Genomic DNA, 15,228 nt, shown 5'->3' on the forward strand with positions numbered 1-15,228 from the left:
ACCCGACATTAGTGGTTTTACTAAATTTATGAGCGAAGCAGAAACAGATCTGAGCGCTAAAGTTGTTCCTGCTTTACTTAATCAAATTATATATTCGAATGAAATTGGATTAAGAGTCTCTGAAATTGAGGGAGATGCTGTCCTTTTTTATAAAAGAGGTGATTTACCAGCCTTAAAAACATTAATTGATCAGTGTACTTTATTTTATACCGAATTTTATAAACAGCTTGCTACTTTAGATAAACACTTTAAGCAAGAAACAAATGGAGAACCAATTATAACATCTCTTGGCTTAAAAATAATTTTACATTACGGTGAGGATGTTGAAGCTGTTAACATAGGTAAACACATTAAGCTTATGGGCGAAGATGTTATTATAGCTCATAAATTACTTAAAAACACCATTGATAAAGACGAATATATTTTATTCACCGAAACCTTGCTCGATCAATATGCAAACGAAGATTTAGACGAGAGATTATTTTGGGCAAAACTTAAACAAGGGGATGAAAATTACAAACATATTGGAGATGTAAATTACGCTTACGTAGATTTAACGCCTCTAGTATAACCAACGAATTAAATAGAATGATTGAAATTGTAATAAATCCTGAAAACACAAAGGATATTTTAACTCAAATTAGTGCTCATTTAGGAGGTACAATTGAAGAGAAATGGGGAGAATACACCATGACTATAGATAATAGTAATGGGAAGGGAAAGATAATTTATATTCCATTTGATTGGGGCGTAAATTTACTGGATATGAATATTACTTTTAATAAAGAATTTATTCTAAAGATTGAAGCAGAAGATTTTAACCCTATCAGATTTATGTACAATCTAAAAGGTTATTTCTCGCATCGCTTTGGGGAACAAAATACAGCAAGACAAACCGAACAATTTCAATCGGTAATATTCACAAATAAATCTGAAGGTATAAACTATTTACATTTCCCTAAGCATGAAAAACTTGAGGTAAATATTATTCAGATTGTAAGAAAAGAATTCATGAAGAAGCGTACAACTAACGTAGCTTCTTTGAATAAAAAATTATATGAATTGTTTGTAGATAGAGATTACGAAAATAGATACATGCATTTTGGTGAGCTTAACTTAAAAATGGCTGACGATGTACGTAAAATTCATAAAATTAAGGCTAAGGGCATGCTACGTGTCTTAAAAATCGAAGCTAAGGTTTACGAAATTCTATCCTTACACATTCAACAACACGAAAGACAAACTGCAGGAAAAGAGTTGCCTAATTCTCTAACTAAAAAAGAATTAAAAACAATAAAGAAGATTTGCGATTTAATTCAAAAAGAGCCTGCTAAACAATACTCTCTAGATCAATTATCTGAAAAATATGGTTTATCTCAGGCCAAACTTCAAGATGGTTTTAAATTTCTTTACAAACGAACTGTGACAGAATTTATACGTCATATTCGTTTAGAACAGGCAAGAAATTTTATTAAAACTACAGATTTAAACATTTCTCAAATTGTATACTCAATAGGTTTTACAAGTCGAAGTTATTTTTCTAAAATATATAAAGAAAAATATGATATCTCACCAAATGAGTTTAAAAAACAAATTACAGCTAAAGTAGAAGTCTAATCATCTATTTAAAAAACCATTTTTTAAGAAGCGCAACAAAGCTGTATTTGCTTGTTAATTTTAATGCCGAGTTTAGCCAATTTAATGGACTAAGATCTTGTTTAATTTCACCTTTTACTAATTTAAGTTCTTCCCAGGCAATGTCACGCTCTAGTTTATGCAACTTTAAATCGTTATCAATTTGCTCAAATGAGGTATAAGTTTTCATGTCTTTGAATTATAATTATTTAAAATAGAATTTGAATTAGCTAAAAAACTTACGTCCTGTTTTCTTAATAATGAAAGCGTTAAACTTAGATCTTAATAGATAAACAAGAATCGCTAATAGCATATATATGCCACCAACCAATAAAAACCCAAGGGCATAACTTTCTACTGTATGGCTTAATTCAATAGCTGCAGCAATAGAAATAAAAACGAATCCACCAAATACAAAGGCCCCAATAACCAACATCTTAGCCGCCATACTTAATGACAAGGTAAGTTGCTGAAATATCTTAAGCCTTAAATATTGGCGAGACGCCTTAACATAGCGCTCGCCGATATTTGATGCTTTATCCGTTGTGCGATTAATATCTTCAAATACACTCATGGATTATGCTTTTTTCTGTAACGTTTTATTTTTATCTTTTAATTCTTTTAATCTTGCTTCAAGTGTAGTTATTACGTCTTCTGCTTTATAACTAGCGTTAGATACGATAGCTTCTACCTGATGATCTAAATTATCTTTTTGTGCAGATATTGTGTTTCCTAAAGAATCTCTCAACTCTGTAGCTTTCTCTGCCATTTGATCTCTTCTTGTTGCAGCTTCATCTGCTATTCTTTTTCTCGTTTCACTTCCTTTATCTGGTGCAAATAAGATTCCTAAAACTGCTCCTACTGCTGTTCCCGCTAAAATTCCTAAAACTGTATTTCCGTTATTACTCATGATGTTATTTTATTTTATAATTAAATGTTCAGCGCTTTGCTGTTACTCAAAGATACGCAATAAACACACCTCTATTTAACTCTATACATATCAATATTAGCTGTAATGCTATTTTATTATTTGCGTTAAATATTCTAGCATTCAAAGCATCTAAAAACAAGGAGAACAATTATCTTTGATTCATATAAAATTTAATTATGAGCACAACTATAGACACACAAAATCCTTATAATGGGAGTCATTTAAAAACATATACACTAGATTCTGAAGCATCAATAAATAAAAAGTTGAAGTTAGCCGAAGAAACCTTTGAAGAATGGAAACAATATGAAGTTGAAGAACGCATAGAGTTACTTCAAAGTTTAGCCAATGAATTACATCAAAGGAAAAATAACTTAGGTAAATTGATGACAGAAGAAATGGGAAAACCAATTCTTGAAAGTAAAGCTGAAATTGAAAAATGCATCTACCTTATCGATTTTTACATCAAAAATGGAGATCAATTTTTAGAAGATGACCTTATAGATACAGATGCAAGCGAAAGCTTTATTAGTTATGATCCTATGGGTTGTATTTTGGCGGTAATGCCTTGGAATTTTCCATTTTGGCAAGTCTTAAGGTTTGCAGTTCCAACACTAACAGCAGGTAATGTAGCTATATTAAAACATGCGTCTAATGTTACAGGTTGTGCCGTTGCTATTGAAAAACTATTTGAAGATGCTGGTTTTCCTGATGGTTGTTTTCAAACACTTATTACAGATCACAAAACCATAGAAACCATCATGTGTAATGATATTGTAAAAGCAGTATCCTTAACAGGAAGTGAAAAAGCAGGAAGAAAAATCGCAGAACTTGCAGGTAAGAATTTAAAACCGTCACTTTTAGAATTGGGCGGAAATAATGCGTGTATAGTTTTAGAAGATGCTGACTTAGACAAATACATCGATACTATGGTAAAAGCACGTATGCAAAATGCCGGACAAAGTTGTATTGCTGCCAAACGTTTTATTATTGTTGAAGCTATTTATGATGAATTCATTGAGAAATTCACAGATAAAGTTAAAACCTTAAAATATGGTGACCCAATGAATGAAGAAACTACTTTGTCATGTTTAGCTCGTGAAGATTTAGCTGAGATACTAGAAGATCAAGTTAAAAAATCGATAGATCTTGGCGCTAAAGTTTTATATGGAAACAAACGTGATGGTGCTTTTTACAAACCTACAATCATTACAGACATTACACCAAATATGCCCGTTTTTAAAGAAGAAACCTTTGGCCCTATTGCTGCAATTATAAAAGTGAAAGATGAAGATGAAGCTTACCATATGGCTTCAAATTCTAAATTTGGCTTAGGAACTATGGTTTTTACCGCAGATTATGATGCTGCAACTGATCGTATTTTAGAAATTGAAGATGGTGGATTTTTCATTAACGAAATGGTAAAATCAGACCCTAGATTACCTTTTGGTGGTACTAAAATTTCAGGATACGGCAGAGAATTATCTAAAGAAGGTATGTTGGCATTTGTCAATAAGAAAACCGTTTATATTAATCATTAAAAACAGAAATTATGAAATTTGTAAAAGATGAAGACGAAGAAAGAAAAGATTACATATTACAAAAAGATACTAAAACAAAATTTGGTGCTAAATTTATAATTTTAGTACTTATTATACTTGTTGGAGCCGTTGTCGCTTCTGCGATTCATTTTGAGTTATTTTAAAAATTAGGATCTTAAATTATTTCATCTTATGTTTTGAAGCTATAATGCTAATTACAAGTATTTGCGTCGCATGAAATAACATTAATGGCAATAGCATAATTCCTATGGTTGCCATATTTCCAAATAGTATTTTAGAGAAAACCGTACCATGTACTAATGATTTTTTAGTACCACAAAATTGTGCTGTAATTTGGTCTTCTTTACTAAAATCTAGATTTTTAGAAATAAGTCCTGTGAGAAAAAAAGCAGACACAAACAATATAACGACACCTATAAAAAGGAAAAGTAAATCTAAAAAAGATACCGCACTAAAAATGTTGTTATAAAAGGATTCTGCAAAACTTTTATAAATTATTAATAAGATAATAGATTTATCAAATAAGGTCAGTTTACTACTGTGTTTACGAGCAAACTCTCCAAAAAATCGTTGTAATAACAGTCCTAAAATGACTGGTAAAATAATCTGAATTATCAATTTTAAGTATATCTCAGTAAAGTCGAAATCTGTTTGAGAGCTATCTATAAATAAACCCATCCAAAGTGGTGTGAGTGCAATTCCTATAATTCCAGAAATACTCGCGTTGAAAATAGCCGCTGGTATATTTCCTTTTGCCATAGATACCATAACCACTGACGAAGATACCGTTGATGGTAAAGCCGCTAAGAAAAAGAAAGCTAGCCAAATGGTTTCTTGTTCTTCATTTTGAATAAATGGTCTAAAAATTAAGACTAATAAAGGAAACATTAGAAACGTAGAACCTTGAACTAAAAGGTGTAATTTCCAATTTTTAAGTCCTGCTCTTAATTGCGTAGGACTTAATTTTAAACCATAAAAAAAGAAAATAAGTGAGATTCCCATGGCACTAATAGTGTTGATAGGAATTTTACTATTTTCTATTCCCCATTCCGGAAAAAAATAAGCTACAATTATTACTCCTATTATAGATAATACAAATTTATCAATCTTTATTTTCATGTATCTTTTCTTTCTAACCGCTAAATAAAGTATCTTTTATTTAATGTTCTAAAATATCATCAAATAATTTTGATAACAAAATTAGTTCATTCATTTCTTTATAAATTCTAGAAATTTGAAGCGTCACATAAAGATTAGGAAATTCTAAAAAAAAGCGAGAACTTCGCGATTGTGAAAACAGCAGCACTTTTTTTAGCATTATTTATGCTTTTCAAGCCTATTATTCCATTTTTGGAATACGCTGCCTTTTATGATTATATTAAAAATGAACTTTGTATTAACAAAGAAAAACCAATGTTACAATGTAACGGTAAGTGTCATTTAAAAAAAGAATTAGCTAAAGCTTCCGATTCAGAAAATAGTAAAGACAAAAATCACTCATCATCTTCAGAACACCAAGTTGTGTTTTTTCATGATGCTTATAAAATTCCTCTTGTTTCTTTTATTAAAGAACAAAATTCTAAAATAGTGACTTCATACAACAGAATTTATAAATTCCATTTTACAGATTCTATTTTTCATCCACCACTAGTCTAGTTTTAACATAGAGACTCTTTTTTTTAAGAACTTGTATTTAGCAAAATGATTTTTCATTTCGCCAAACGATGCTATATATTATTTTAATAAGGAATAATTAATTCCTCTTAAAATATGATATAATACAACCATACAAAAACATTAGACACAGTTCTCTAAGCACGAGTTATCTATCCTTATTTCTCATAGTTATGCTTGGTTATACAATTATTGTATTGACCTTAAAACCAATATGTCTAGTAATATTTTAGACATCAATAGTTGCAACTATAATTTCAAGAGTTTTAATAAAAACACTTTATTAGTTATGAAAAAGATTCATTTTTTTATAGCTGCAATGCTATTTGCAGTTACCGCATGTACCCTAGATAAAACCGATTACGAAGATGAAATAAACACCGTAGTTACAGAACATTTTGATTACGAAGAAGTTGTTTCCATCACAAAAGATGAATATTTAATCAGTGTAGCTGCCTTAAACGGAACATTCTATAAAGGTTATAACGAAATCCGTTTAAATATCACTAATACTGATACCAACGAAAATGTAAACACCTCTGATGTTACATTTTTACCACTTATAACTAATTATAGTGGAAATAGCACATCTTGTCCACATCAATACAACTTAGATTACAATACTGCTGACGATTATTATTTAGGATATGCCGTATTCACTGAAGAAAGTAATGATTCTCAAAACTGGGAACTTTACATCACTTTTACTGATAATGAAGAAATACATTCTGTAACACAAGCTATTACAGTTGAAGAGCAAACCAACATGAATTTAAACATGACGTCCTTTACTGCTGATGATGGCGAACAATATTTTATAGCTTTAGTTGCACCACAGAAACCTGCAATAGCAGAAAACGAATTAGTTGCAGGTATTTATAAATACAATCAGCCCACAAATGAGGCCGGAACTTTCCCTGACCCTACTCAGTTTTCATATACAGAAGTTACTGATTATACCATATTGTTAGACCCTAGAATGCCAGAACCTTCTATGGGAAATCATTCGTCTTTAAATAACGTAGACCTTACACAACAAGATGACGGTTTATATTATGGTGTGGTGAATTATACGATGACAGGCAACTGGACTTTAAATTTCATTTTTCAAAATCAGTTTGGTGAAACTATAAAAGGAACTGAAGTTTCAACAGAATTTACACCAGGTATTGAAGGTGCTAGAAGTGAATTACACATCGATATATTATTTTAAGAATGAAGCGATTATTAATCATATTTACACTTTTAATTTCTAATATTTTTGTCAATGCACAAGACACTAATAAAAAGAAAGACAGCATCATAGCTCTAGATGAAGTTAAACTAATCACTGTTATTAAAAAGAAGATTGAAACCGAAATGAAAATGGCCGTTTCAGTTGATGAATTTTTAGCATCATCAGATAATATTAGTTTTATAAAACGTGGCGCTTATGCTTGGGAACCGTTATTAAATAACATGAGTTCTGAACGTTCTACCATTACCATTGATGGCATGCATGTTTTTGGCGCGTGTACCGATAAAATGGATCCCATAACCTCTTATGTAGAAAGCAATAATTTAGCCGGTATTGATATAAAATCGGGGCAAGAAGGTAACATGCATGGTGCAACTGTTGCCGGAAGCATAGATTTAAAACGAAAAAGCACGCCTTTTAGTTTGACTAAAAAATGGAAAGGTGCCTACCAAACCGGCTTTGAGTTTAATAACAAGCAGTTTTTCAACTTAGCAAATGCTTCTTATTCTAGTAATAAATTTGTAGCCGATGGAAGTTTAGCCTACAGAAAAGCAGAAAATTATAGTGATGGAAATAACGATGAAGTAAACCACTCACAATTTACTAAGTTCAACGCATCATTAGGATTAGCTTATAAAACCAGTGAATTAGCTTCTGTAAAAGTAGAAGCAATTTATGACCAAGCCAATGATGTTGGTTATCCTGCATTGCCAATGGATTTATGGTTATCGCGTGCCTTAATTACCTCAGCAACGTATAAGCAATTATTTGAAAATGGACTATTTAAAGCCTTAGATACCAAAATCTATTTTAATGCTATTGAGCATTATATGGATGATACCACACGTCCTGAAAATTTAGTTCATATGGATATGCCAGGTTGGAGTACAACTTACGGTTTGTTATCTAAAGCTAACATTAAAAAAAATCGTTTTAGTTCAGAAATTCAGCTGAATGCTTACAACAATTTATCTACTGCAGAAATGCGCATGTATCCGCAAGACCGAAGTGAACGCACTATGTTTGCATATAGTTGGCCTGGCGTTACAACAACATTTGCAGGTTTATCTATAAACAACGCTTGGGAAATCTCGGATAAAAGTTTACTGAATTTTGGTGGTTCTTTAGGTGTCAATTATAACCATTCTAAATATGTGGAATTTAACTGGATTTTTCACCCAGGAACACCACAAGAAAAAACAAGAATACTGCCTAGTTTACACGCAGGCTATCAGTTAAACATTGATAATTTCATTTTTTCTGTAGGAGGTGGCTACGGACACCGAGCTCCATCAGTTTCTGAAGGTTATGGCTATTACATCTATAATAGTTTTGACCGTTACGATTATATTGGAAATCCGGATCTAGACAATGAAATATCATACGAAGGAAATGCAAGTGCTGGCTATGCTAATGATAAATTTAGCTTACAAGCCAATGTAAATTACTTCTACATTGAAAACTACATTATTGGTCGTATTTTAAGTTTGGGAAGTCCAATGAATTATCAATCAATTGGTGTAAAAGGTTATACCTCTTTAGATTATTCAACCTTATTTAATTTTTCATTAAACGGTAGCTATTCAATTTTAGATAATTTACATTGGAAAGGGACTTTAACCTACGCGAGAGGAAAAGATGAGAATGAAAACAATTTGCCATTCATTAGACCATTAAGTTATCAAACCTCATTACACTATCAGTATAACAAACTTAGTTTTCAAACGTCTATTAATGGCGATTTAGAACAAATTCATTACAGTCCAGAATACGGAGAAGACCAAACGCCATCATACACTATATGGAATCTATCTGCAGATTACACCTTCAAAATTAAAGATTATAAAACGGTAGTTCAAGTTGGTGCAGAGAATGTATTAAATGAATATTACAGTACGTATGCAGATTGGGGAAACATTCCACGGATGGGTCGTAATATTTTCACTTCTTTAAAATTCAATTTCTAAAATAGATGAAAAGAGTTTTTAGTTTACTTATAACATTTCTGTTTCTGCTTGTGATTTCACAACGCGCAGTCGTTATGGTGCACTTTAAACTCAACCAAAAAATTATCGCCAAACAATTCTGTGTTAACCAAGATAAACCCGAATTACAATGTAACGGAAAGTGTTATTTACATAAAGAATTACAAAAAAAAGAACATAAAGATTCCGAAAAAATAATTAACACAAAGAATTTTGATTTGGTTCTCAATCCAAATTATGAATATCATATAGACATAAAAAAAATCACCAAAAAAAAGGAATTAGTCATTTACCAAGAAACCCAACACAAAGAACCTTATTTAGAAATTTTAGTGCCACCACCCATATATGTTTAGTTTTTTGTAGCATACTAAAAATAAAAACACGCATATCAATAAACACAAAATTTCGAAAATGAAAAATCTTAAAAATTATATTTTATCAGCAGCAGTATTAGTCGGTTTTATGTCATGTAGTAGTGATGATAACGATGCCGTTGCAAACAATGTGACATTAGAATTTACAAACACGTTTAACAATACAACAATTGTTCTAGGAGATGCAACTGCTGCTGATGCAACAGAAAACACTTCTGAAATGGGACAAGTTCACCATTTTTCTGAATTAAAATATGTTGTAAGTAACATTCGTCTTATAAAAGCTGATGGAACCGAAATTCCTTATAATGTAAATGATTTAGACAATGGTGCAACAGTAATAAACCAAGCAAATACTGAAACGTTAAGCTATGTATTAAGTGATATCCCAGTTGGAGATTACACTGAAATAAAGTTTGGTTTAGGTGTAAAATCTGATTTAAATGATTTAGACCAAGTTAGTTTCCCTGAATTTTATGATAACGCAGGATCTAATGAAACACAAATGCATTGGGAATGGGGAACAGGATACCGTTTTACTAAAATTGAAGGTTTCTACGATACCGATAATAAAGAATTGTCTTTCCATTCTGGAAGTACTTTAGAAGGAGAAGAAGGTAATTACACACAAGGTGTTGATGCTTATAGAGATATCACATTAAGTCTTCCTACTACAGCAACTGTTGGTAATAGTGCACCAACAATTGCTATTAACGCTAATTTTGATTATTTATTAAGTGGAGAAAACTATACTATAACATTAGTTACTACTGAAGATATTACTAATAACGCTACACCTAGTGCTCATACAGCAACTGAAATGATGAAGTTTGTAGAGAATATTGGAGGCAACGGAACAACTGATACAACAGGAATGTTTTCTATTACTTCTGTAGAAAACTAAATCTATATTTTATGAGTCGGTTTTGATGAAAAACTCAAGCCGGCTCTTTTTTAACTATTCTTCATCATATATCTTACAAATGAAAAATCTCATAAGAACCTTATTTATTGTACTGTTATTGTCTTCGTGTAGCAATGATGATTCAGAGCTTGTTTCTTATAACAATCCTGAGGTGTCATTAAATATCCCTAGTGATTTCCCTGAACTAAACAGTTCATTTTACACGAATATACCTACCGAATTTGGTGTAGAGTTAGGTAAAAAACTATTTACCGATGTACGTTTAAGTACAGATAATACAATTTCTTGCTCTAGTTGCCATATACAAGAAAGTGCCTTTGCAGATCATAATCCGAAAGGCATAGGTATTGAAGGACGAATAGGACTTCGTAATGCACCACCTGTTCAAAATATGGCATTTATGCAAGTTTATAATTGGGATGGAAATAAACTTCAACTCGAAGATCAACCATTAGTCCCTATTATTACACATGAAGAAATGGACTCTTCTATTTTAGAAGTTATTGGTAAGATTGAAAATGATGAATCTTATATTGAATTATTTAAGAATGCTTTTAATGGCGAAGGAATTACTGCTGATGGAATTTATAACAGTATAGCGCAATATGAATACACATTGATTTCAACAAACAGTAAATACGATAAAGTAAAACGAAATGAAGGTGAAACATTCACAGAAAGTGAAGCTCAAGGATTTGCCGTTTTTCAAGAAAAATGTATCAGCTGTCATAGTACAGAATTGTTTACGGATCAAACCTATAGAAATATCGGATTTCCTATAAACCCAGACACTGAAGAAGCAGGACGAGCAAGAATTACAGGAAGTACTGAAGATTACATGAGTTTCCGTGTACCGAGTTTAAGAAATATTGAATATACATCACCTTACGGCAGTTTTGGGCAATTTGCAACCTTAGAAGACGTACTCGATTATTTAAATAATGGTGTTTTAGAAGCCGATAATCTTGATCCTATTTTAAAAGATAATGACAATAGAATTCCACTTACCGCACAAGAAAAAATAGATCTAATAGCTTTTATGAAGACTTTAAGTGATTCTGAATTTATAAGTCTTGATGATTAAGAACAATTCTTACAAACCCCTGTTAAAACACAATTTACACTTTCAACCAAATAACCATCTGGAATAGAAAAATTAACCTGATTAGGAAGACACTCTACGGTATCACATTTTGTACATTTAAAATGAAAATGTTGATGTGTTGCGGCTTTGGTGTCATAAGTTTCACACAAAGCAAAATACTGCTTACCATCTTCCGCCATGACTTTATGAAGCACACCATCGTCACAAAACCGATTTAAAACACGATAGATGGTTGCCCTATTAATATCAATAGCAATTTCTTCCTCAATCGCATCTTGACTCATCGCTTTCCCTGCCTTAGTTATAACACTTAAAACAGCTTCTTTACTAGGCGTATTTCTTCTTTTCATTATTAATGCGATTTATTTGCAATAATTTATTGCAACAACATTGCAATATTATAAATAAATAATATATTTGCAAAACTTACTAATGCGATAAAATCGCTTTAACAAATCAATATAAGTCAAATAAAATTGAAGAACGTGAGCAGAACAAAAAACAACCCTCTCGATATTATAGCAATGACAAGCTCATTAGTTTGCGCTATTCATTGTGCTTTTCTGCCAATATTGCTTTCGTTTTCATCTTTTAGCAGTTTATATTTTTTAAATAACCCAATTATTGAGTGGACCTTTATTTGCCTAGGTCTTGTGTTTATATTCACTTCACTTTGGCCTAGTTATAAAAATACCCACCATAAAACTAAGCCTTTAAAAGTCGCTTTATTAGGTTTTCTATTTTTAACAATAAGTAGACTTCACTTAACCGATTTATGGGAAATTAGCAATACCGTTATTGGCGCTACTTTAATCGCTTTTGCGCATTATATTAATTGGAATTTATTAAGAAAAACAGCCAAACAAAGACAATAAATCACAACATTAATAAAATTTAAAACTTATTAATAAGTTCGAAAATCTAAAATATTTCTAGTCTTAAATGAAAAACAGCATCACATATTTCTTTATTATTCTTTTTCTATCGATTAAGTTGATAGGAATTCATGCATTAACGCATGAAGATGATAAAGATGATGCTACACATTGTGTTGTTTGTGATAATGCAACAATTCATAATTTAACGCCTGCTTTTATACTAGAACCTCAAGAATTTTCAATTGAAAATACCGAGCTAATCATTAATAGAAGTACAATAAAGCATTTCTCTTTTGTAACTTCTAATACCATTGCTTCTAACCAATTATTTGGTCGGCCTCCACCCTATTCACTATAAATTATCCTATACTTTTTTATTAAAATAAGTTTCGTTTAACTACTTAACGCTTCAAGCTACATTATAGATTTCAACAACGTTGATTTTATAAATTATTGTAATTGATGCAACTATTTAATACGAATAAATATAGGCTTTGTTAAAGTTCAATCTTAAGAACAGTTAATTAAATTTTATAGTATTTCATTATGTTTTACAGAACACTGAGTTTATGGCTATGTTTTAGCTTTAGCTCAATATTGTTTGCGCAAGATTCTTTTCAAATAAAAGGAATTGTAGCAAACGCAAAAACCTTACAACCTATTGAAGGTGCCAATATTATTGGTAAAGGTTCATTTTCTACATCATCATCTACAGGATTTTTTACTTTAAAAAATATTTCTGAAGGCGACTATACTTTCACCATATCGCATTTAGGTTTTACTTCTAAGACTATAACTGTTGACGTAGGAAACGATCAAGAAACACATAAAATTTTCTTAGAAGAATCTACCACTGCGCTTGATAAAATTGAAATTAATGGAAAAACAAAAAAAAGAGAACGTAATGAATCACCTGTAGTTTCACAGCTAGTAACTAAAGAATTTCTTTCTAATAACAGAGAGAATAGCCTGATGCAAACGCTTAGTAAAATTCCAGGTGTCAGTACTATTAAAATTGGATCCGGACAATCTAAACCTGTCATTAGAGGTTTAGGTTTTAACAGAGTTGTTGTTGTACAAAATGGTATAAAACACGAAGCTCAACAATGGGGAAATGATCATGGGTTAGAAATTGATCAATATGGAATTGAAAATATACAGATTGTAAAAGGGCCTGCTTCATTAGTTTACGGATCAGATGCTATTGCTGGTGTTGTAGATATTCAACCCAATAAAGTACCCCTTGTTAATTCTTTTAGTGGTGAAGTAAATGTATTAGGTGAAAGTAATAATGATTTATTAGGAATTTCAGCAGGAATCCAAGCAAGAAAAGAAAAATGGTTTTATCGTGGACGTATTACATACAGAGATTATGGCGACTACAAAGTACCCACAGATAAAATAAATTACGAGAATTATATCTTTGAGTTACACGATAATAATTTACGTAATACAGCAGGACGAGAAGCTAACGCTAGCATAAGTCTCGGTTATGTCACTGATAAATTCACCTCAGAAACGACGATTAGTAACGTTAACGCTAAAAACGGTTTTTTTGCCAATGCACATGGTTTAGAAGTGAGAATATCTAGTATAGACTATGATAGCTCTAACAGAGATATTGACCTTCCCTATCATAAAGTTAACCATTTTAAAATTACAAATAACACCTCATTAGCTTTAGACAAACACACTATTCATGCTGATTTAGGCTTTCAAAATAATATTAGAGAAGAACATTCAGAACCTGTACCTCATGGTTTTATGCCAACACCTTCTAATAGCAAAGAGCGAAGTTTTAATAAAAACACATTTTCTCTAAATATTAAAGACGCTTTTAAACCTAATGAACAACACGATATTGTTGCTGGTATAAACCTAGAATATCAAAACAATACGATTGGTGGATGGGGATTTTTAATCCCTGAATATAACCGTTTTACCATTGGTTCTTTTGCTTTTGATCAATTCGAAATCAATTCAGATTTACACCTTTTAGCAGGTGTACGTTATGATTATGGACAAATAAATAGCAAATCTTATTTTGATTGGTATCCGTCAACCATCAACAATGCCAACGGTTCTACATCGTATGTGTATTTACAAAGAGCACAAGATAAAATTCTGAATTTTGGAAACATCAGTGCTTCTTTAGGTTTAAGTTACCTTGTTAAAAACACAACTTTCAAAATAAATATTGGCAAAAGTTTTAGAATGCCATTAGCTAATGAATTGGCTTCTGATGGTGTTAATTACCACATGTACCGTTATGAAAAAGGAAATCTAGATTTAGATCCTGAGGAATCTTATCAATTAGATATTGACATAGATCATACCACAAAAAACTACAGCTTTGGTATTAGTCCTTTTGTTAATTTTTTTGAAAACTTTATTTATTTAAATCCAACGTCTAACTATTACGAGACATTACAAATTTATGAGTATACTCAAAACAAAGTATTTAGAGCTGGAGGAGAATTAAGAGCAAGCACCAACATAATCAACAATCTTCAATTAAATGCTTCTGCAGAATATGTCTACTCAAGACAAACTAGTGGACCAAAAGAAGGCTTTACTATTCCGTTTTCTCCACCATTATCAGGATTATTTTCGGCTAATTACCAATTTAAAGATTTTCTTTTTTTTAAACAACCGCAACTTATAGCAGATTATAGAATTACAGCAAAACAAAATGAAATTGTTCCGCCAGAAGAAAAAACGGATGGTTATCAAGTCTTAAACATGTCGCTTTTAACACAAATTGAGCTCTTTAAAACAAAACGTCCTTTAGATGTAAAATTTAAGCTCAATAATGTTTTCGATACTAAATATTACGATCACACTAGTTTTTATCGCTTAATCGATGTGCCCGAAGCTGGAAGAAATATTTCAATAGCATTAACACAAACCTTTTAAAAC

Annotated in this window: 18 protein-coding genes; 13 read left to right on the plus strand and 5 right to left on the minus strand. The window is 31.3% G+C overall.

The window, feature by feature from the left end; translation table 11 throughout:
* The first annotated feature begins 28 nt into the window (after positions 1-28).
* A complete protein-coding gene (locus H0I32_RS02665) occupies positions 29-571 on the plus strand; it encodes a DUF2652 domain-containing protein (RefSeq protein WP_256928780.1) in 543 nt (180 codons plus the stop codon).
* Positions 572-588: 17 nt separating this feature from the next.
* The gene (locus tag H0I32_RS02670; RefSeq protein WP_179313988.1) at positions 589-1,617 is read left to right on the plus strand and encodes a helix-turn-helix domain-containing protein; all 1,029 of its coding nucleotides are present in this window, start codon (positions 589-591) and stop codon (positions 1,615-1,617) included.
* A gap of 4 nt (positions 1,618-1,621) precedes the next feature.
* On the opposite strand, the gene H0I32_RS02675 is transcribed toward H0I32_RS02670, so the two are convergent.
* Genes H0I32_RS02675 through H0I32_RS02685 form a run of 3 tightly spaced genes read right to left on the minus strand, consistent with a single transcriptional unit; the run spans position 1,622 to position 2,545 of the window.
* Positions 1,622-1,825: a DUF6327 family protein gene (locus tag H0I32_RS02675; RefSeq protein WP_173586796.1), complete on the minus strand. Its 204-nt coding sequence runs from the start codon at positions 1,823-1,825 to the stop codon at positions 1,622-1,624.
* 36 nt (positions 1,826-1,861) lie between these two features.
* A complete protein-coding gene (locus tag H0I32_RS02680) occupies positions 1,862-2,209 on the minus strand; it encodes a hypothetical protein (RefSeq protein ID WP_179313989.1) in 348 nt (115 codons plus the stop codon).
* Between the two features lie 3 nt (positions 2,210-2,212).
* Positions 2,213-2,545 carry a YtxH domain-containing protein gene (locus H0I32_RS02685; RefSeq protein ID WP_173586794.1) on the minus strand — a complete coding sequence of 111 codons (333 nt, stop codon included), beginning with the start codon at positions 2,543-2,545 and terminating at the stop codon, positions 2,213-2,215.
* Positions 2,546-2,742: 197 nt separating this feature from the next.
* On the opposite strand from H0I32_RS02685, the gene H0I32_RS02690 reads away from it, so the two are divergent.
* Positions 2,743-4,107 carry an NAD-dependent succinate-semialdehyde dehydrogenase gene (locus H0I32_RS02690; protein ID WP_179313990.1) on the plus strand — a complete coding sequence of 455 codons (1,365 nt, stop codon included), beginning with the start codon at positions 2,743-2,745 and terminating at the stop codon, positions 4,105-4,107.
* Positions 4,108-4,118: 11 nt separating this feature from the next.
* Complete coding sequence (locus H0I32_RS02695; protein ID WP_179313991.1) at positions 4,119-4,271, plus strand: hypothetical protein; 153 nt, start codon at positions 4,119-4,121, stop codon at positions 4,269-4,271.
* Positions 4,272-4,287: 16 nt separating this feature from the next.
* Here the strand turns inward: H0I32_RS02695 and H0I32_RS02700 are convergent, their stop codons facing one another.
* Positions 4,288-5,247: a bile acid:sodium symporter family protein gene (locus H0I32_RS02700; protein ID WP_179313992.1), complete on the minus strand. Its 960-nt coding sequence runs from the start codon at positions 5,245-5,247 to the stop codon at positions 4,288-4,290.
* Between the two features lie 171 nt (positions 5,248-5,418).
* Here H0I32_RS02700 and H0I32_RS02705 point away from each other — a divergent pair, with 171 nt between their 5' ends.
* The 6 genes from H0I32_RS02705 (at position 5,419) to H0I32_RS02730 (ending at position 11,410) form a co-directional block, all read left to right on the plus strand.
* Positions 5,419-5,784: a hypothetical protein gene (locus tag H0I32_RS02705; RefSeq protein ID WP_179313993.1), complete on the plus strand. Its 366-nt coding sequence runs from the start codon at positions 5,419-5,421 to the stop codon at positions 5,782-5,784.
* A 307-nt stretch (positions 5,785-6,091) separates the two neighbouring features.
* Entirely contained in the window at positions 6,092-7,015 is a 924-nt protein-coding gene (locus tag H0I32_RS02710) for a hypothetical protein (protein WP_179313994.1), read from the plus strand.
* A 2-nt stretch (positions 7,016-7,017) separates the two neighbouring features.
* On the plus strand, positions 7,018-9,006 hold the full coding sequence (locus H0I32_RS02715; protein WP_179313995.1) for a TonB-dependent receptor plug domain-containing protein: 1,989 nt from the start codon (positions 7,018-7,020) through the stop codon (positions 9,004-9,006).
* Positions 9,007-9,011: 5 nt separating this feature from the next.
* On the plus strand, positions 9,012-9,380 hold the full coding sequence (locus H0I32_RS02720; protein ID WP_179313996.1) for a hypothetical protein: 369 nt from the start codon (positions 9,012-9,014) through the stop codon (positions 9,378-9,380).
* Between the two features lie 58 nt (positions 9,381-9,438).
* Positions 9,439-10,305: an MbnP family protein gene (locus H0I32_RS02725; RefSeq protein WP_173586786.1), complete on the plus strand. Its 867-nt coding sequence runs from the start codon at positions 9,439-9,441 to the stop codon at positions 10,303-10,305.
* Between the two features lie 79 nt (positions 10,306-10,384).
* Positions 10,385-11,410, plus strand: coding sequence for a cytochrome-c peroxidase (locus H0I32_RS02730; RefSeq protein ID WP_179313997.1), 1,026 nt, complete (start codon positions 10,385-10,387; stop codon positions 11,408-11,410).
* Here H0I32_RS02730 and H0I32_RS02735 read toward each other — a convergent pair.
* Entirely contained in the window at positions 11,407-11,781 is a 375-nt protein-coding gene (locus H0I32_RS02735) for a Fur family transcriptional regulator (RefSeq protein WP_173586784.1), read from the minus strand. The genes H0I32_RS02730 and H0I32_RS02735 overlap by 4 nt on opposite strands.
* 135 nt (positions 11,782-11,916) lie before the next feature.
* Here H0I32_RS02735 and H0I32_RS02740 point away from each other — a divergent pair, with 135 nt between their 5' ends.
* The 3 genes from H0I32_RS02740 (at position 11,917) to H0I32_RS02750 (ending at position 15,225) form a co-directional block, all read left to right on the plus strand.
* Entirely contained in the window at positions 11,917-12,306 is a 390-nt protein-coding gene (locus H0I32_RS02740; protein WP_179313998.1) for a MerC domain-containing protein, read from the plus strand.
* Positions 12,307-12,373: 67 nt separating this feature from the next.
* On the plus strand, positions 12,374-12,667 hold the full coding sequence (locus H0I32_RS02745) for a hypothetical protein (RefSeq protein WP_179313999.1): 294 nt from the start codon (positions 12,374-12,376) through the stop codon (positions 12,665-12,667).
* A gap of 188 nt (positions 12,668-12,855) precedes the next feature.
* Positions 12,856-15,225, plus strand: coding sequence for a TonB-dependent receptor (locus H0I32_RS02750; RefSeq protein ID WP_179314000.1), 2,370 nt, complete (start codon positions 12,856-12,858; stop codon positions 15,223-15,225).
* Positions 15,226-15,228 lie beyond the last annotated feature (3 nt).

Source organism: Winogradskyella sp. HaHa_3_26 (assembly GCF_019278425.1).
GTDB lineage: Bacteria > Bacteroidota > Bacteroidia > Flavobacteriales > Flavobacteriaceae > Winogradskyella > Winogradskyella undariae.

Coding starts and splice junctions, on each gene's coding strand:
- H0I32_RS02665 (WP_256928780.1), top strand. CDS start 29: ATGAGCGAAGCAGAAACAGATCTGAGCGCTAAAGTTGTTCCTGCTTTA.
- H0I32_RS02670 (WP_179313988.1), top strand. CDS start 589: ATGATTGAAATTGTAATAAATCCTGAAAACACAAAGGATATTTTAACT.
- H0I32_RS02675 (WP_173586796.1), bottom strand. CDS start 1,825: ATGAAAACTTATACCTCATTTGAGCAAATTGATAACGATTTAAAGTTG.
- H0I32_RS02680 (WP_179313989.1), bottom strand. CDS start 2,209: ATGAGTGTATTTGAAGATATTAATCGCACAACGGATAAAGCATCAAAT.
- H0I32_RS02685 (WP_173586794.1), bottom strand. CDS start 2,545: ATGAGTAATAACGGAAATACAGTTTTAGGAATTTTAGCGGGAACAGCA.
- H0I32_RS02690 (WP_179313990.1), top strand. CDS start 2,743: ATGAGCACAACTATAGACACACAAAATCCTTATAATGGGAGTCATTTA.
- H0I32_RS02695 (WP_179313991.1), top strand. CDS start 4,119: ATGAAATTTGTAAAAGATGAAGACGAAGAAAGAAAAGATTACATATTA.
- H0I32_RS02700 (WP_179313992.1), bottom strand. CDS start 5,247: ATGAAAATAAAGATTGATAAATTTGTATTATCTATAATAGGAGTAATA.
- H0I32_RS02710 (WP_179313994.1), top strand. CDS start 6,092: ATGAAAAAGATTCATTTTTTTATAGCTGCAATGCTATTTGCAGTTACC.
- H0I32_RS02715 (WP_179313995.1), top strand. CDS start 7,018: ATGAAGCGATTATTAATCATATTTACACTTTTAATTTCTAATATTTTT.
- H0I32_RS02720 (WP_179313996.1), top strand. CDS start 9,012: ATGAAAAGAGTTTTTAGTTTACTTATAACATTTCTGTTTCTGCTTGTG.
- H0I32_RS02725 (WP_173586786.1), top strand. CDS start 9,439: ATGAAAAATCTTAAAAATTATATTTTATCAGCAGCAGTATTAGTCGGT.
- H0I32_RS02730 (WP_179313997.1), top strand. CDS start 10,385: ATGAAAAATCTCATAAGAACCTTATTTATTGTACTGTTATTGTCTTCG.
- H0I32_RS02735 (WP_173586784.1), bottom strand. CDS start 11,781: ATGAAAAGAAGAAATACGCCTAGTAAAGAAGCTGTTTTAAGTGTTATA.
- H0I32_RS02745 (WP_179313999.1), top strand. CDS start 12,374: ATGAAAAACAGCATCACATATTTCTTTATTATTCTTTTTCTATCGATT.
- H0I32_RS02750 (WP_179314000.1), top strand. CDS start 12,856: ATGTTTTACAGAACACTGAGTTTATGGCTATGTTTTAGCTTTAGCTCA.